The organism is Cellvibrio sp. PSBB006, assembly GCF_002162135.1.
In the GTDB taxonomy this organism is placed as follows: Bacteria; Pseudomonadota; Gammaproteobacteria; order Pseudomonadales; family Cellvibrionaceae; genus Cellvibrio.
Genome location: NZ_CP021382.1, coordinates 2,943,126 through 2,961,439, shown reverse-complemented (window position 1 = coordinate 2,961,439; position 18,314 = coordinate 2,943,126). Strand labels below are relative to the sequence as shown.

General features: G+C 53.5%; 14 protein-coding genes. 7 read left to right on the top strand and 7 right to left on the bottom strand.

Annotated elements, in window-relative coordinates:
- Positions 1-43: 43 nt before the first annotated feature.
- Both CBR65_RS12345 and argH read right to left on the bottom strand, forming a co-directional pair.
- A complete protein-coding gene (locus CBR65_RS12345; protein WP_157672057.1) occupies positions 44-2,734 on the bottom strand; it encodes a response regulator in 2,691 nt (896 codons plus the stop codon).
- Positions 2,735-2,877: 143 nt separating this feature from the next.
- Positions 2,878-4,278: an argininosuccinate lyase gene (gene argH / locus CBR65_RS12340; protein WP_087469058.1), complete on the bottom strand. Its 1,401-nt coding sequence runs from the start codon at positions 4,276-4,278 to the stop codon at positions 2,878-2,880.
- Positions 4,279-4,450: 172 nt separating this feature from the next.
- On the opposite strand from argH, the gene CBR65_RS12335 reads away from it, so the two are divergent.
- Both CBR65_RS12335 and CBR65_RS12330 read left to right on the top strand, forming a co-directional pair.
- Entirely contained in the window at positions 4,451-5,533 is a 1,083-nt protein-coding gene (locus CBR65_RS12335; protein ID WP_232461191.1) for a sensor histidine kinase, read from the top strand.
- 64 nt (positions 5,534-5,597) lie between these two features.
- Entirely contained in the window at positions 5,598-6,335 is a 738-nt protein-coding gene (locus CBR65_RS12330) for a LytTR family DNA-binding domain-containing protein (RefSeq protein ID WP_087467123.1), read from the top strand.
- Here CBR65_RS12330 and cls read toward each other — a convergent pair.
- The gene (gene cls / locus CBR65_RS12325; protein WP_087467122.1) at positions 6,332-7,792 is read right to left on the bottom strand and encodes a cardiolipin synthase; all 1,461 of its coding nucleotides are present in this window, start codon (positions 7,790-7,792) and stop codon (positions 6,332-6,334) included. The two genes, CBR65_RS12330 and cls, sit on opposite strands and share 4 nt — an antisense overlap.
- A 214-nt stretch (positions 7,793-8,006) precedes the next feature.
- On the opposite strand from cls, the gene hemC reads away from it, so the two are divergent.
- The 5 genes from hemC (at position 8,007) to CBR65_RS12300 (ending at position 13,108) form a co-directional block, all read left to right on the top strand.
- On the top strand, positions 8,007-8,951 hold the full coding sequence (gene hemC / locus CBR65_RS12320; RefSeq protein WP_087467121.1) for a hydroxymethylbilane synthase: 945 nt from the start codon (positions 8,007-8,009) through the stop codon (positions 8,949-8,951).
- Positions 8,952-9,773: a uroporphyrinogen-III synthase gene (locus CBR65_RS12315; protein WP_232461190.1), complete on the top strand. Its 822-nt coding sequence runs from the start codon at positions 8,952-8,954 to the stop codon at positions 9,771-9,773.
- A 24-nt stretch (positions 9,774-9,797) separates the two neighbouring features.
- On the top strand, positions 9,798-10,961 hold the full coding sequence (locus CBR65_RS12310) for a uroporphyrinogen-III C-methyltransferase (RefSeq protein WP_087467120.1): 1,164 nt from the start codon (positions 9,798-9,800) through the stop codon (positions 10,959-10,961).
- A gap of 3 nt (positions 10,962-10,964) precedes the next feature.
- Positions 10,965-12,206: a heme biosynthesis HemY N-terminal domain-containing protein gene (locus CBR65_RS12305; protein WP_087467119.1), complete on the top strand. Its 1,242-nt coding sequence runs from the start codon at positions 10,965-10,967 to the stop codon at positions 12,204-12,206.
- Positions 12,207-12,364: 158 nt separating this feature from the next.
- A complete protein-coding gene (locus CBR65_RS12300; protein ID WP_087467118.1) occupies positions 12,365-13,108 on the top strand; it encodes an SDR family oxidoreductase in 744 nt (247 codons plus the stop codon).
- 29 nt (positions 13,109-13,137) lie between these two features.
- Here the strand turns inward: CBR65_RS12300 and metF are convergent, their stop codons facing one another.
- The 4 genes from metF to CBR65_RS12280 all read right to left on the bottom strand — a co-directional run bounded on the left by metF (position 13,138) and on the right by CBR65_RS12280 (position 18,097).
- On the bottom strand, positions 13,138-13,986 hold the full coding sequence (metF, locus tag CBR65_RS12295) for a methylenetetrahydrofolate reductase [NAD(P)H] (RefSeq protein WP_087467117.1): 849 nt from the start codon (positions 13,984-13,986) through the stop codon (positions 13,138-13,140).
- 141 nt (positions 13,987-14,127) lie between these two features.
- Positions 14,128-15,528: an adenosylhomocysteinase gene (gene ahcY / locus CBR65_RS12290; RefSeq protein WP_087467116.1), complete on the bottom strand. Its 1,401-nt coding sequence runs from the start codon at positions 15,526-15,528 to the stop codon at positions 14,128-14,130.
- A 214-nt stretch (positions 15,529-15,742) separates the two neighbouring features.
- The gene (gene metK, locus CBR65_RS12285) at positions 15,743-16,897 is read right to left on the bottom strand and encodes a methionine adenosyltransferase (RefSeq protein WP_087467115.1); all 1,155 of its coding nucleotides are present in this window, start codon (positions 16,895-16,897) and stop codon (positions 15,743-15,745) included.
- Between the two features lie 189 nt (positions 16,898-17,086).
- Positions 17,087-18,097 carry a metalloregulator ArsR/SmtB family transcription factor gene (locus CBR65_RS12280; protein ID WP_198300732.1) on the bottom strand — a complete coding sequence of 337 codons (1,011 nt, stop codon included), beginning with the start codon at positions 18,095-18,097 and terminating at the stop codon, positions 17,087-17,089.
- Positions 18,098-18,314 lie beyond the last annotated feature (217 nt).

The window sequence follows — 18,314 nt, the reverse complement described above, 5'->3', positions numbered from 1 at the left end:
ATGGTGCCGATTATTTTTTTAAAAATTTACGCGATGTAATAGTTTAAAGATCGTTAATATCTTTCTTGGTCGAGCGCGTGCGTACCATATCCGATAAAGTGCGATACAGCATATCGGGCATGATGGGTTTGCTCAGGTAACCATCCATGCCGGCTGCCAGACAGCGCTCGCGATCACCGCGCATGGCCTGGGCGGTGATGGCAACAATGGGGATGCTGGTGTTGACTTGCCCCTGCCGAATCATCTGGGTAGCTTCGTAACCGTCCATCTCCGGCATCTCCAGATCCATCAGGATCATGTCGAATTGATCGCCCTCTGCCGCAAATAATTCCACTGCTTCACGCCCGTTATTCACCACGCGCACATCAATACCTTTTTTCTTGAGGATACCGCGCGCGACCTGTTGGTTAACCAGATTGTCTTCCACTAACAGCACGCGCAGATTGTTCAGGTATTCATCGTCTTCGCCGGACTCTTCAGTATCAGGCGTCATCAGCTCGCGCAATGGGTGGTCTTTGGTAATGGCATGGCTGATGGTGTCGAACAAGCGCGATTCGCTTACCGGCTTGCTGAGGAAACCATCCACCAGCGTCGCATTGTCATTGTCTTTAAAAATTTCATCGCGGTGATAAGACGAAATCAATAACACCAAGGGTATGGTCGTTAGGGTGGTGTCCTGTTTGATCATGGCAGTTGCTTGCAGGCCATCAATCAGCGGCATCTTGTAATCCATCAACACCAGGTGATACGGCTTACCCTGAATATCTGCTGCACGGATTTTTTCCAGCGCATTGGCGGCGCTATCGGTCGTGTCGGTGTGCATGCGCAAACTGTGCGCAGTGCTGGCAATAATGTTGCGCGCAATGGTGTTGTCGTCGACGATCAGTGCGCGCAGTTTGGTCAGCGAATGTGGCTGGTCGTGCACCGAGCGCGGGCCGATATGGCTGTTCTCAAAACGCGCAGTAAAACTGATCTTGCAACCTTCCCCTTCTTTGCTGCGAATCTGGATGCGCCCTTCCATCAAAGACACCAGATGGTTGCAGATGCTCAGACCAAAACCCGCTTTACCATCCCATTCGCCGCTGCCTTTTAGCAACAGCGCTTGCAGTTGCTCAACCTGGGTTTGACTCATGCCCACGCCGAAATCCGTGATGGTAAATTCGAGCGTGACATATTTACTGTTGGATTTGACATTGGTTACGCCGACCACCACCTGGTTGGTGGTGGAATACTGCAGCGCGTTGGTAATTAAATGGCTGATCACCTGACTCAGGCGCGAGGCATCGCCGCGCAGGAAGCGGGGCACATTGCTGCGAATGTCATACACAATATCCACAGCGCGGTGGAGCGCGCTGATCTCAAACAGCCGCGATAATTTTTCGAACACCTGATCCAGATCGAAGTGCGCGTTCTCCAGCATAATCTTGCCGGTTTCGATCTTGGAGAAATCCAACACCTGATTGATGATATGCAGCAAGGATTCCGCTGCGGTACTCATGCTGCTGAGATAACTTTTCTGTTGTTCATTCAGCGTGGTGTCATGCAGTAGATGGCCGAGGCCGATGATGGCATTCATCGGTGTGCGAATTTCGTGGCTCATTCGAGCAAGAAATTCGCTTTTGGTTTTATTGGCTGTGTCCGCCTGGGTTTTTGCGGCCAACAATTCTTCTTGCGAGTGAATAAAATCAGTGATGTCCGCGTTGATGCCGACACAACGGCGGGGGCGACCATCCGCATCCGGCTCAACAAACTTTGCGCGGGAGTAAATCCACAGCACATTGCCGTTTTGATGCAGCATGCGAAACTCAAGATTCATGTTCGGCCGGTGGTTATCAATAGCCGCCATGTACTGGGTAATCACCCGCTCCGCATCTTCCGGATGCAGAAAATAATCGCGCAGGGTGTCGAGGGTGTTGGGCAGTTCATCGCTGCGATAGCCGAGCATGCGCAGGTAACTGCGGCTGAAATAAATTTGTCCGGTGGGGATGTTCCAATCCCACAAACCATCGCGCGAGGCTTCCATCGCATATTGGAATCGCGTGTCCCGATCAGCAAGGGTGCGCAGTAATTGCTGGCGATCTTGCACGCTGAACAACAGATCCGCCAGGACGCTGATCTGTTCGAGATACGGCTCCATCCAGGTGCGCTGCTGCATGCTGTGCAGCACCAGGAAACCTTCGGTGTGGTGGTTACGCTGAATCGGGATCAGCAGGCTGTGGCGTATGCCGTTATCAGTGAGGCTGGCAGGCGCGAGGGATTCGGGCAGTATCTGGTGCTTGCCGGTTTGCAGTGCCGGTAACTGGTCATGGTGAGCGGCGAGCAGCGCGTTGAGCCATTGGGTATCGGGCGGTAAGCTGATGCTATGCCACTCGCCGCAGGGCTCCACCTGTTGTTGCCGATCCCGCCGCCACAGGCTGCACGCGCAAAGCGCGAACACCTGGCCGAGCTGTTCGAGGGTGTAATTGATGCTGGCGCTGTTGTGTTCGGTAAGCAGGTGGCGGATGGTGTCGATCAGCCAGCTTCTGGCTGACTCGTGTTCAATTTGTTGGGCGCGTGCCTGGCCTTTCAGGAAATCGAGTTCCTGTTGCAGGCGCTGAATGGTGGCTTCCAGCTCTTCCTTGGAGGGATCATCGTTAGCCATGACATCGTCTTTAGAGCTGCCGGGCATCGGCAAGGTTGGAGATAAACACGCCGTGCGTGGGCCGGAAAATTGCCAGGGCGCAATCCGTCCCAAGCCCGGTGGACGCTTGAATAGTAAGAATAGTTCCTTTTTACGTGAATGCCAGACGCATCCTGTCGGAAAATGCCGAAATTTGTCGGCCGGGAGGGAGGGAAGTAGGTCGGATTAGCGTAGCGTAATCCGACACAATCAATCTATCAGCTTCTTTCCGCCAACCGCACCCTGGCCCGCTCAACAGCGGCTTTCACCTGCACCGGCGCGGTACCGCCGATATGGTTGCGCGCGGCTACCGAACCTTCAAGCGTCAACACCTTGAAGACATCCTCGCCGATCACATCAGAAAACTGCTGCAACTCAGCCAAGCTCATCTCGGACAAATCCTTGCCGGTCTGCACACCATAACCCACAGATTTACCCACAATCTCATGAGCATCGCGGAAAGGCACACCCTTGCGCACCAGGTAATCCGCCAGGTCGGTGGCGGTAGAAAAACCGCGTTTGGCGGCTTCGTACATGTTTTCCTTGCGCGCCTGAATCGCCGGGATCATATCGGCAAACGCGCGCAGACAATCCTTCACGGTATCAATCGCATCAAACACCGGTTCCTTGTCTTCCTGGTTGTCTTTGTTGTACGCCAGCGGTTGGGATTTCATCAGCGTCAGCAGCGCAATCAAATGGCCGTTCACGCGACCGGTTTTACCGCGCACCAGCTCGGGCACGTCAGGATTTTTCTTCTGCGGCATGATGGACGAGCCGGTGCAAAAACGGTCCGGCAGGTTGATGAAATTAAATTGGGCGGAGGTCCACAACACCAACTCTTCACTAGCGCGGGACAGGTGCGTCATCAACAGCGCGGCAAAGGCACAGAATTCGATAGCGAAGTCGCGATCGCTCACCGAGTCCAGCGAGTTCTCGGTCGGCGCGTCGAAGCCCAGCAGTTGCGCGGTGTAAGCGCGGTCGATGGGATAGGTGGTGCCGGCCAGCGCGGCAGCCCCCAGCGGTGATTGATTAACGCGCTTGCGGCAATCCATCAGGCGTCCGTAATCCCGTTGCAGCATCTCAAACCAGGCCAACAGGTGATGACCGAAGGTCACCGGCTGCGCGGTTTGCAAATGGGTGAAACCGGGCATGATGGTGTCCGCTTCGCGCTCGGCCACGAGCAGCAGGCCCTGTTGCAGGCGGGTCAGTTCTTTGGCAATCGCGTCGATCTCATCGCGTAAATACAAACGAATATCGGTGGCCACTTGATCGTTGCGCGAACGTCCGGTATGCAGCTTCTTGCCGGTGATGCCGATGCGCTGGGTCAGCATGGCTTCGATGTTCATGTGGACATCTTCGAGGCTTACCGACCAGGTGAATTTGCCGGCCACAATCTCCGCGCGAATCTCTTCCAATCCCTGGATAATCTGGTCGCGCTCTGCCTCGGTCAGCACACCCACCTTGGCCAGCATGGTGGCATGGGCGATGGAGCCGTTGATGTCGTGGTGATACAGGCGGTAGTCAAAACCGATGGACGCAGTAAAACGCTCGACGAAGGCATCGGTCGCTTCGGTAAAGCGCCCGCCCCAGGGTTTGATGGGCTGATCGTTTTGGCTCATGAAGGGAATATCCGCTAAAGTGCTGTTGAGACCCGGCGCGCGGGTGAAAAGGCCGGCATTATAGCCCAGATGTCTATGCTGTGACCCACCCATCGCGGGATGGGTTGCATAACAATATTGTAGGTCGGATTAGCGCAGCGTAATCCGACAACATCTACATCGGAGTGGATTCTTGAGCGATAACCAGAATAACGACGCAGCTGCCAACGGCTCACTGCCCAACGATTTCCTGCCGGACCTGTGCACAACCCAGTCGATCTTTTTATTGGTGCTGGTGGCAGAATTGCTGGCGCTCCTGATGGCGCTCACCTCCGTCGGCCTGCAATACCTTAACTGGGATATCCTCGCGCTTATCTCTTTTCAGGTGCAGTGGATTGCGTTAGTCAGCGCGGCCTTACTGTGCAAGTTGCGCCCCTACCTGCGGCGCTGGTCGCCGGTGCGCGCGGGGGCAATCAGTTACGCCAGTGTATTGCTGGTGGCTCTGGTGTTATCGGTATTGGGCCAATGGGTGCTGGGCATGTTTGAAGGCCGGGCAGGTCAGGGGCGCTGTTTGAACATCGACGGCTGGCTGTTGGCCACGAACCTGTGCGCCGCTGCTATCCTCGCCGGCATTGTGTTGCGGTATTTGTACTTGCAACAACAATTGCGCAATCAACAACAGGCAGAATTGCAGGCGCGCATCCAGGCGCTACAGTCCCGTATCCGGCCACATTTTTTATTCAACAGCATGAACAGTATCGCCAGCCTGATCGCCACGGAACCGGAGACCGCCGAGCGGGTGGTGGAGGATTTATCCGAGCTGTTTCGCGCGAGCCTGGCGGAGCCGACGTTAATTCCGCTCAAGCGGGAATTGACCCTGTGCCGTCATTACCTGGAGATAGAAAAGCTGCGTCTGGGGGATCGCCTGCAGGTGGAATGGCAAATCGATAACCTGCCGGAAGAGTTGCAGATTCCCGGTCTGCTGCTCCAGCCGCTGCTGGAAAACGCCGTCTTCCACGGGATAGAGCCGCTACCCAAAGGCGGGCGGATTTTGATTGAAGTGCGCATCAAGGAAAAACAGGTGGTGATCCGTATCGCCAACCCGGTAGTCCTGGCGGCGCATCACGCAACCGGCACCGGGCGCCAGAGCAATCGCATGGCGCGCCAGAATATTCGCCACCGGTTGACGGCGCATTACGGGCCGGATGCGCGCTTATCCACTATGATTGATAGCGGTACGTTTACCACATTGATTACTTACCCAAAGAATCCCTGAAACAATCACCGCGTTGCCGACGCGAAGATTTCAAGGGTTCCATAAAAATAGAAGGCAAACCAAGATGGACGTGCTCATCGTCGACGATGAACCTCTCGCGCGCCAACGCCTGGCGCGCATGCTGGATAAACTGGACGGCTACGACCTGGTCGCCGAGGCCGAAAATGGCGAGGCGGCACTGGCGGCTATCTGCAAATTCGATCCGGATATCGTGTTGCTCGATGTGCGCATGCCCGGCGAAGACGGCCTGAGCGTAGCGCGGCGCATCGGCGCGCTGGATGATCCACCGGCGGTCATCTTCTGTACCGCGTTCGATCAATACGCGCTCGATGCTTTCGGTACTGAGGCCGTGGGTTATCTGCTCAAGCCGGTAAAAGCCGAGCAATTGCTGGAAGCCCTGACCAAGGCGCAACGCCTGAACAAGGTGCAACGCGCGGCCTTTTCCCAAAACCAGACACCTACCGGCAACCTGCGCAGCCATATCAGCGCCAAGACGCGCCGTGGTGTGGAGCTGATTCCCCTGGACGACGTGCGCTATTTTATTGCGGATCACAAATACGTCACCGTCTATCACGTGCACGGCGAGCACCTGCTCGATGAAACCCTGAAAGAATTGGAGGAAGAGTTCAATCAACGCTTTTTGCGGATTCACCGCAACGCCCTGGTGTCGGTAAAACACATCGAAGCGATTGAACGCACGATGCAAGGTCAGTATCAGGTGCGTTTATCCAATACCGAGATGCGCCCCATCGTCAGCCGGCGCCATGTGGGGGGATTAAAAGCGCTGTTGAAACACCTTTAAATCAAGGGGCTCATCAAGTGCATGATGTTTTCAAACAGATGGGAAATGCGGCTGCGCTGTTGCCAGGCAAGAGGATCAAGCGGTTTCGTCAACCGGCGGTAACCTGCCACGATCTCGGCCAGCTGGGCCACGGTCGGCCGGTCGTACACGATCAGCGTCATCTCAAAATTCAGCCAGAGGCTGCGCTGATCCATATTTACCGTACCGAAAAATGCCAGTTGATCGTCAATGACGATGCACTTGGTGTGCAATAAACCCTGCTCGAATTGCAGGATACTCACCCCCGCCTCCATCAAGCCACTGAAGTAAGAGCGGCTGGCATGGCGCACCAGAAACGAATCCACCCGCTTGGGCAAAATCAGATTCACTTTTACGCCGCGCCGCGCGGCAATACTCAACGCCAGTTCCAGTGCTTCGCCGGGCACAAAATACGGCGTGACGATATCCACCGAACGTTCTGCCGAATAAATCCCTTGCAGCAGGCTTTTCAGAATACTGTCGGTCACATTGTCCGGCCCTGACGGCGCCACCTGCGCCACCATCTGGTCCTGGCGAATTTCTACCAGCGTGGGTAACAGGGTAAGTGTCTGGTCCGTTTCGATATTCCAGTACCACAGAAACACCGCGTTCAGTACCTGCACCAGTGGCCCTTCGATCCGCGCCATCAAATCAATCCATTCACCCACTGCCAGCGATTGTTTGAAATGGGCGGGATCAATCAGATTAAAACTGCCGACATAAGCCACCCGGTTGTCGATGATCACGGTCTTGCGATGGCTGCGCAGGTCGTAACGGGCGAGGCTGGCGGGGATAACGCCGATAGGGCAAGCCTTGATCAGCTCAATTCGCGGGTGTTGCAAGTTATCGAAGAGGGCCGATTTAAAAAACGCACTGCTGCCCACCGCATCGAGCATGATCCGGCAGTACACACCGCGCTCCGCCGCGTCCACCAGTGCTGCGGCCACTTCATCGGCAATGCCGCCGGGATGCCAGATATAAAACTCCAGATGGCAGGTGTGGCGGGCGCCGCGAATATCGCGGCACAGTTGCTGAATGGTGGCCTGGGCGGTTTGCAAAAACGCCACGCGATTACCGCCCAGTGCCGGAATGCCGGTGGTCTGAAATTCCAGCTGCGCCAGCGCCTGGCTGGCCGGGTGAAATTCATGCCATGGCTGCTCCACCATGGGTGCATTGCGCAGGGCGGGAATATCAAATAACTGCTGCAACCGCGCGCGCCGCTGTTGATGTTTAACCCCGAGGAACCGTTCGCCGAACAACAGGTACAAACCCACACCCACATACGGCAATAACGCGAGCACCAGCAACCACGCCAGAGAAGCCCCGACCGGCAAACGCTGGCTGATGACACGCACGGCGAAGGTGATAACCAACACGAAGTGCAACAGGATTAAACCTTGTTGAGCGAGGCTGACGACAGCCCAGAATGAATCCGGCATAGCAGTTCCTGAGTGTTTTTTCGATGCAAGTGCACGATACGGCCATTGCCGGCGAAGGTTCCTTTGCGATAGCTGGAGTGTAGACAGTTGCGTAAAAGCTGCGCAAGCCGAGGCAAGGTATAGGTTCACAGGTTGTCGCGGATTCGCATCCCGCCGAACAGCCTCTGTTATCATAGTGCCCATCTTTTAGCTCTCTACCCGGACTTCTCTCGTTATGCCCGTTTCCCAACGCCCGCTGCGCATCGCCACCCGTAAAAGTCTGCTCGCCCTCTGGCAGGCGGAATATGTGAAAGCCGAACTGGAACGTCACCATCCCGGTCTGGTGGTGGAGCTGGTGCCACTGGTAAGTCGCGGCGACAAAATCCTGGATGTGCCGCTGGCAAAAGTCGGCGGCAAAGGGCTGTTCGTTAAGGAACTGGAAAATGCGCTCCTGACGGATGAAGCAGATATCGCTGTGCACTCCATGAAAGACGTCCCCATGGAATTTCCGGAAGGTCTGGGGCTGGCGGTAATCTGCCCGCGCGAAGACCCGCGCGATGCCTTCGTCTCCAATCGTTTCGCCGACCTCGACAGCATGCCATCGGGCAGTGTCGTGGGCACTTCCAGCCTGCGCCGCCAGTGCCAGTTGTTGGCGCAACGCCCGGATCTGCAGGTGAAATTTTTGCGCGGTAATGTACAGACGCGTTTAGCCAAGCTGGACAACAATGAATACGACGCAATTATCCTGGCCGCCGCCGGATTGTTGCGCTTGGAATTAAAAGATCGCATCCGCTCCTGTCTATCTCCCGAACAAAGTTTGCCCGCCGGCGGTCAAGGGGCCGTGGGGGTCGAATGCCGCCTGGCGGATGCGGAAACCATCGCGCTGTTGCAACCCCTGCGCGATCAACGGACCACTGAACAAGTCACTGCTGAACGCGCGATGAATCGCCGGTTACAAGGCGGCTGTCAGGTGCCGATTGCCTGCTATGCTCTGCATACAGAAGACGGATTGTGGTTGCGTGGCCTTGTCGGCGCGCCGGATGGCAGCCAGATGTTGTTCGATGAAATTCGGGCGCCGATCAATGAAGCAGAGCAGATGGGGGTGACCCTGGCGGAACGTTTGCTGAAGGCCGGGGCCGATAAAATCCTGGCCGCCGTCTATCAAGAGGATGTTCGCTAGGTGTCCGGGAATTTGTCGCCACTGCGGGTCATCATTACCCGCCCCCTTGCGCAAGCAGAAAAATGGCGCGCACAACTGGATGCTGCCGGTATTGCCAATGTGGTGGCGCCGCTGCTGGAGTTGCGCGGCGTCAGTGCACCGGAACAAATTCGCGCGATAAAAAATGTGGTGCTGGATTTCGATTTATATCAAAAGGCTATTTTTGTCAGTCAGAACGCCGTGGACTTTGCGATGCAGTGGCTGGAAGACTATTGGCCGCAATTACCGATGGGTATTGAATACTTTGCTGTTGGCGACACCACCGCGCGCCATCTGCAACAACACGGTATTACGGTGAGTGCATTAACCGCTACCGAAACCGGCGCGATGAACAGCGAAAGCCTGTTGCAGGCAGTTGAATTGCAAGAGGTCGACGGCGAAAAAATTATTATCTTTCGTGGTTGTGGCGGGCGCGGGCATATGGGTGAAATCCTGCAATCGCGCGGCGCCGCTGTAACCTATTGTGAATTGTATGAACGCCATTTGCCGACACGGGCAGCGGACATCATACGTGAGATTTTTGCAACCGATACTGCCTGGCAATACCGCAATATTATTACCTTGCATAGCGGCGAAAGTTTGCAGCACTATCAACGCGTGTTGGAAGAATTGGAGCAGGCGGCGCACACCACCGAACTGGCAAAACGTTTGCGCTTTCTGCCCTTGCTGGTGCCGGGCGCGCGCGTGGCACAACTGGCAAATCAGGCAGGCTTTGGGCAAGTGCATATTGCTGAAAACGCCACGGATGCCAGTATGTCGTCCGCCTTACGTCAACTTATTTAATTGTCTTCAAGAGAGTGAATTATTGTGACTGATGAAAAACAAGCTCCTGTCATGACCGATACGGCGGCCACGGATGTACCCAAACCGGACGTGCGCGAGCCGGCTTCATCGGCCACCCGTTCTAATAACAGCAACAACTCCACCACGCCGCCACTGCGGCCGACTTCCGGTTCGAGTAACTGGGGTGTCTGGCTGGTTCTGCTGTTATTGATTGCCGGTATTATTTACGGTGCCTGGTATTTTGCGCAGCAGTACATGGTGCAGCAACACTTGCTGGAAAATGTACAAGCTCAATTACAACAGCAACAGCGCGCGACGCAAATGCAACAGGATACGCTCGCGGCGACGGTGGAGCAGCAGCTGGCTGAACAGCAGGATGAAGTGCAAAACGCGATGAACGAAATGGCGCAGCGGGTAGACAATACCGCCGCGCGGGTGTTGGCCTTATCCAGCGTAAATCGCGATGACTGGAAGATAGCCGAGGCAGAATATTTATTGCGGCTGGCCAACCAGCGTGTGCTGCTGGAACGCAACAGCGGCAATGCCGTGGCCTTGGCACAGAATGTCGATGAAATTCTGCGCGATTTAAATGATCCTGATTTATTTCCGGTACGCAAAGCTCTGGCCAGTGAGATGAGCGAATTAACCCTGGCCGGCGATATTGATCGCGAAGGCGTTTACCTGCGCTTGCTGGCTCTGTCGGAGCACGTTGAAAAATTGCCGCTGATTGAACCCCTGGGCTCAACGGAAGAAATCTGGCCGGAAGATGAGCCCCAGGAAAACGACAGTTTGTGGGTTAAAACCAAACGCGGTTTTATTAATGTGCTGAACAAATTCAGTCATCATTTGCGGGTACGTGACCATGCGCAGCCGGTGCCGGCGATCCTCGCCCCGGACAATCAGATTTATCTCAAACAAAACATGCGGTTGATGCTGGAACAGGCCCAGGCCGCGCTCTTGCGTGAAGAAGCGCAGGTTTATCAATCCAGTTTGCAAAAAGCCCAGGAGTGGTTAAAAACCTACTTCCCGCTCAACCCTCAATCCGTTGCGGCGCAAGCCGAACTGGCAGATTTGCAGAACGTGATCATCACTCAATCCCTGCCGAATTTTGCAGAGTCTACCGAGTTGTTGAAAGCTTACATCGAGCGTAAACATACCAAAGCAGCTTCACGGCGTGGAGGCAAGTAACCAATGAAAAAGTTGTTATTCATTGTTGTTGCCCTGTTTGCATTCGGTCTGTGGGTGATGTTCAGCCCACCGGAAGACGGCGGCTATATGCTGATTGCCTTCGGCAGCAAAACCTTTGAGATGAGCTTATGGTTTGCGGCGCTGGTGTATATTGTCAGTATCTTAGTGATATGGTTGGCGGCGCGTTTGCTGTTCGGCAGTTTCTATATCGTGCGGAATTTTTCTGAGTACATGAGCTTCGGTGGTAGCGAGCGCGCACAAAAACGTACTGCCAGCGGATTGGTAGATTACATCGAAGGCAATTGGTTACAGGCACGTAAAAAATTATTGCGCGCTGCACCCAAAGTCGATGCACCGCTTATTAATTATCTCGCCGCTGCGCGCAGCGCTTACGAATTAGGTGATCGTGCGGAAGCCGAAAAATTACTGACAATCGCCAGTGAAACCGGACCCGATGCGGAACTGGCTGTGGCCTTGACCCGCGCGCGCATGGAATTATCCAGCAAACAATACGATCAATGCCTGATGACCTTGTTGCGCATTAAAGGCAAGGCACCGCAAAACCCGGTGCTGCTGGATTTGTTGTGCGAGGTTTATATTGCCCGCCAGGATTGGGACTCGTTGCACGGCATTATTGATCGCCTGCGCAGTTACAAGATTCGCTCGCCGGAAGACTTGGCGCAGTTGGAGCTGACTATCCATCGCGAACGTTTGAAGAAAATTGGCGAAGAAGTCCGTTTGTTATTACAAGGTGATCGCTTGCCAAAACTGCGCGCTGCCTGGGAGCGTGTGCCGGCGTATTTGCAAAAAGATAATGACATGATCGATGTCTATGCGCGGCAGCTGGCGATAAATTTTGAAGACCAGGAAGCTGAAAGTCTGGTGCGTAAAGCACTGAGCAAGGAATGGCATCCGGGGTTGGTGCATTTATACGGCCTCCTGCGCGGCCGCGATCCGCGTCAACAACTGACAACGGCGGAGGCCTGGCTTAAACAACATCCGCGCGACGCGGTGCTGTTGTTAACACTGGGGCGCTTGTGCTTACGCAATGAAATCTGGGGCAGCGCGCGGGATTATTTCAACGAAAGCCTGCGCGTCAAGCGCGACCCGGAAACCTTTGCTGAATTGGCACGCTTGCTGGAAAGCCTGGGCGAAACCCAGCGCAGCAGCGACTACTACCAGCAAGCATTGGGTATGGCTGCGTTGGGATTGCCGGAATTACCGCAGCCGAAAACCCGCGTGTAATGCTAATACCGGGAGGTGTCGGATTAGCCCGCAGGGCGTAATCCGACACCCCTCCAATTCTCCCCCAATGCTGTAACCCAACCTTTCCCCATTAACTGTCACTATCCTCATCGCGACACTGAAGTAAAATTCATCAAATTTTTCTCAAGGACGCAAACATGGAAAAAAATATCATCATCACCGGCGGCAGTCGCGGCATAGGCGCCGCCACCGCATTATTGGCAGCCGAACAGGGCTACAACGTCGGCATCACCTATCGCGAGCAAGAGGCCGCCGCCCACGCCATAGTGACGCAAATAAATCAAAAAGACGGCAAGGCCGTAGCCGTGCAAATGGACGTGAGTAAAGAAGCGGACATCGTGCACGCCTTTACGCAATTCGATAAACAATTGGGTCGGGTCACGGCATTAGTGAATAACGCGGGCACGCTTAAACAAGGACGTGTAGTGGACACCAGTGCGGCCTATCTCGAACAATTATTTGCCACCAATGTGATCGGCAGTTTTATCTGCGCTCGCGAAGCCATCAAGCGTATGTCCACTGCTCGCGGCGGGCAGGGCGGAGGAATCGTGAATGTGTCCTCCATTGCTGCGCGCCTGGGATCAGCCAATGAATACGTTGACTATGCTGCAACGAAAGGTGCGATTGATACCTTCACCATCGGTCTGGCCAAGGAAGTGATTGATGAAGGCATTCGTGTCAATGCGGTCAGGCCGGGATTGATTCATACCGATATTCATACAAGTGGTGGTGAACCGGGACGTATTGAGCGATTAAAGAATTCTCTTCCAATGAAGCGCGGTGGCTACCCTGAAGAAGTCGCGCGCGCAATTTTGTGGCTGCTATCAGATGACGCGTCTTACTCAACCGGTGTTTTATTGGATGTGTCAGGCGGGCGCTGATGAGGTTTGGCCCCATCAGCGTGATGAAATTATTCGGTAGGAATTAACCCGAGATTGCTGACAATTTGCGCCGTAGGTTCGGTCTGGTTCATGGTGTAGAAATGCAAGCCGGGCGCGTCATTTTCCAGCAGCACTTCGCACAACTCGCTCACCAGATCCACGCCAAAACTTTTCAGGCTGGCATCGTCATCACCGAAATTTTCCAGGGCTTTACGCAACCAGCGCGGAATTTCGGCGCCGCAGGTATCGGAAAAGCGGGTCAGATTGCGGTAGTTGATAATCGGCATAATGCCGGGGTAAATCGGTTGATCGATACCGGCTTTGTGACACTGCTCCATAAAATAAAAATAGGAGTCCGGGTTAAAGAAGTATTGGGTAATACCGCTGTTGGCACCCGCGTCAAACTTGCCTTTTAAATAGCGAATATCATCGCTGTAACTTTTGGCTTGCGGATGAATTTCCGGGTAGGCCGCCACTTCCAGATGAAAATGATCGCCGAAGTGTTTGCGGATAAAGGCCACCAGTTCATTGGCATACACCAACTGATAGGCACCGCCGACACCGGAAGGCATATCGCCGCGCAAGGCAACGATGCGATCGACACCAGCCGCTTTATAATCCTGCAATAATTCCAGGATGGTTTCTTCATCGTCACCGCCAAAAGATAAATGCGGTGCGGTGGCAATGCCCGCTGATTTAAAGCTGGTCACAATGCCTTTGGTATTATCGCGCGTCGAACCCCCGGCACCGTAGGTAACGGAAAAGAAATCCGGCGCGAAGCTATTGAGCTGATCGCGCACATGAATGAGTTTTTGCTTGCCTTCCGGGGTCTTCGGCGGAAAAAACTCAAAACTTAAACGTGGCTGAGAGTCTGTCATATTGTTGTTCTGCAATGTGGTTGTAGGTCGGATTAGCGCAGCGTAATCCGACAAGGTTGGTCAATGTGGCCGATCAACTTTTCGTTGTGCATTGTCGGATTACGCTGCGCTAATCCGACCTACGGGTACACGAGTTTTACATTAGTATTTATAACTTTCGGGCTTGAAGGGGCCTTCTGTTTCCAAACCGATATATTCGGCCTGTTGCGCCGTCAGTTTGGTAATCACGCCACCAAAACCTTCCACCATATCTTTGGCCACTTCTTCATCCAATTTTTTCGGCAGCACGCGCACGTACAAATGCTCTGTTTTTTGGTCTGCCGGCAGATCCGCAAATTTTCGTTCGTACAAATACATCTGTGCCAATACCTGGTTCGCAAAGGAACCATCCATAATGCGCGACGGATGACCGGTTGCATTGCCAAGGTTCACCAGACGACCTTCGGACAAAATAATCAAATGATCATTGGTCGCCTTATCGCGATACACCTTGTGCACCTGCGGTTTCACTTCTTCCCACTCCCAATGCTTGCGCATATACGCGGTATCAATCTCGCTGTCGAAGTGCCCGATGTTGCACACCACTGCACTGCGCTTTAATGCACGCAACATAGCCGAATCACACACATTCACATTACCAGTTGTGGTAACCACCAGGTCAGTCGTACCCAAAACAGTGTGATTAATATCTTCATACTTGCCGGTGTTGATGCCATCGTTGTACGGCGATACTACCTCAAAACCATCCATACACGCCTGCATGGCGCAGATCGGGTCGATCTCAGTGACTTTAACAATCATGCCTTCCTGACGCAGCGACGCCGCCGAGCCTTTACCCACATCACCGTAACCAATCACCAGCGCTTTCTTGCCCGACAATAAATGGTCAGTGCCGCGCTTGATCGCATCATTCAAACTGTGGCGGCAACCATACTTGTTATCGTTCTTACTCTTGGTAATGGAATCATTCACGTTAATCGCCGGCACCTTCAAGGTACCTTTCTTCAACATGTCCAACAAACGGTGAACACCGGTTGTGGTTTCCTCAGAAATCCCATGAATGCTATCCAGCATCTGCGGATACTTCTCATGGATAACCTGCGTCACATCACCACCATCATCCAGAATCATATTCGCCGCCCAAGGCTTACCATCCTTCAAAATGGTCTGCTCAATACACCACCAAAATTCCTCTTCCGTCTCACCCTTCCACGCAAACACCGGAATACCCGCCGCCGCAACCGCCGCCGCCGCATGATCCTGCGTCGAAAAAATATTACACGACGACCAACGCACCTCAGCACCCAGCTCGATCAATGTCTCAATCAACACAGCCGTCTGAATCGTCATGTGAATACAACCAATAATCTTCGCATCCGCCAACGGCTTGCTGTCCTTATACTTACGACGCAACGCCATCAACGCCGGCATCTCACCCTCAGCAATCTCAATCTCCTTACGACCCCAATAAGCCTCCTTCTGGAATTGTTCGGTAGTCTTTGCAGCGACTTTATAGTCAGTAAAATTTGCAGCGATATTCATAATAAAATCCTGTGTTTGCCTGGCCGTCGTTTGCCACCAGTTTTGTCTATTAATTGCGGTTATCGATGTTTTGAAAAGTAAACTAATCTTCGATGCTAAGTTGGAGTCGGTTCAAAGGTTTGAAACCATCACCGACACGGATGTCGGTGTTGAGCCCCCAAGGATGGGTTCACGGCGTGTTTCAAACCTTTGAACCGATTTCAACGCCACCCAACTACAAATACTTCTTCAAAGCATCCGCCTTGTCAGTTTTCTCCCAAGTAAACTCCGGCAACTCCCGCCCAAAATGCCCATACGCCGCCGTTGCCCGATAAATTGGCCGCTTCAAATCCAACATCTCAATCAACCCACGCGGCCGCAAATCAAAATGCTCACGCACCAACTTCACAATCTCCGCATCTGGCAACCTACCCGTACCAAATGTATTAATCGAAATCGACGTCGGCTCCGCCACACCAATCGCATAACTCACCTGAATCTCACAACGATCAGCCAAACCCGCCGCCACAATATTCTTCGCCACATAACGACCCGCATACGCCGCCGAACGATCCACCTTCGACGGGTCCTTACCGGAAAACGCACCACCGCCATGCCGCGCCATACCACCGTAGGTATCCACAATAATTTTACGGCCCGTCAAACCACAATCACCCACCGGACCACCGATAATAAATTGCCCGGTTGGATTAATGTGATACTGCGTATCCGCATGCAACCATTCGGCGGGCAACACCTGATTGATAATTTCCTCGCGCACCGCTTCACGAATATCCGACTGCTTTACATCCGGCGAATGCTGCGTCGACAACACCACCGCATCCACCGCTATCGGCTTGCCGTTTTCGTAACGCAAGGTCACCTGACTTTTTGCATCCGGACGCAACCAGGGCAACACATTCTGTTTACGCAAATACGCCTGGCGCTCTACCAAACGATGCGCAAAATAAATCGGCGCAGGCATCAACACATCAGTCTCGTTGGTGGCATAACCAAACATCAAACCCTGATCACCCGCGCCCAGATCCTTACTGTCCGCTTCATCCACACCCATGGCGATATCAGAAGACTGTTTGCCGATTGCATTCAACACTGCACAGGACGCACCATCAAAACCCACATCACTGGAGTTGTAACCAATGTCGAGGATGACCTGACGAATCAAATCCTCCAGATCCACATAAGTCGATGTGCGCACCTCACCGGCCACAATCGCCATACCGGTTTTCACCAGAGTTTCTACGGCAACGCGCGCGTTCGGATCATCTTTCAGGATCGCATCCAGCACCGCATCGGAAATTTGATCCGCCATCTTATCGGGATGGCCTTCAGAGACAGACTCAGATGTAAAGACGGAATACTCAGACATAGTGTTTTCCTTAAAAAATATTAAATGTACATTTTTTTCATGCGGGCACTGAGTTCAGGTGGATAAGGCGTAGTAGTCAAAACCCTCGCGTCAGGGATGACGTGAGGGAGCTACAGGGATGTATCCACGCGTTTTTGACTACTACGCCTTATCCACCTGAACGATCTCTTGCAGAGCGCTCAGCCTTTTTTAAAAATTTGCTTGCCTAAAAAACTGCCGCAACTGAATTTGAAAACCATTGCGCAACGCAAAATAAACACTCTGGCCTTCATCCAGCCCCGCCGCCTTTGCCCAACGGGTAAAATCCTGCGGCTCAAAACCCTGCCACAAATCACCACAAGCGTCGCGCGCCCAAACTTGCTCATGACGACATAAATCCGCGACCAACAACGCGCCGCCTGGTGTCAGCGCCTTACTTAAATCTGCAAAAATATCGGCGGGCGAAGGCGTATGGTGCAACACCATGTTGACCACGATGCAATCCGCCAACACCTTGTGCTCGTGTAATGAACGGGTGTCACCAAGAATAAATTCAATATTGCGCAGATTTTTTTCGGTGGCATAACAGCGCGCTTTTTCCAACATAGTTGCAGCGTTATCCAGCGCGACCACCTGTTTAAAACGCTGTGACAACACCGCCAGAAATTCCCCTTCACCGGGGCCTACTTCAAGCACCAGGTGCCTGTCGGGCAAAGGCGTGCTGTTGAGCAACTGGGTCATCTGCTCGGCATACACCGGATAGCTCGCAATCAAATCCTGCTGCGCACGAAATTTATGTGCGTTCTCGCTGAAGAATAATTGCGCAGCCTCGCTACGTTCGTGATGCAGTTGTTGCAACTGCTGCGCAACAGCCGCAGACACAGGTTGTTGATCAATTGTGGCAAACAATTGTTGCTGTAACGCGCTGAGCGAATGGTCTGGCGCAAAAAATGCGCGACGATAAAAGATGGAATTGCCTTCACGGCGAGAGGTCAACAAACCGGCGCTGGTCAACACCTTTAAATGGTGGCTCATGCCGGACTGCTTGATCGAAAAAATCTGGCACAGCTCCAGCACGCCAAATGAATCCTGGGCCAGTACACGCAAGATATCGAGCCGCAAAGGATCACCCGCCGCTTTAAGTAAACCGGCGAGTTGGTCGAGGCTGGCCTCGTTGGTGCCTTCATCCGGGGCATCAGGAGCTTTTTGAAGTTGATTCATGCCCGGCAGTCTAGCAGGATGCATTATCTATATCAAAATTTTTTGATATAGATAATGGTAAATGTGACTATTTGACGATAAAGTGCGCTTCCCTGCCGATCTTGCCTTTACGGGCGGCGGCGGCTGAGAGAGAATGTCGCCCCATTTTGTCCGATGAAAGAACTTCTCATTTGTCGGAGCAGCCTCATCGGGCTGAAGACTTGCCGGCGATAGATAA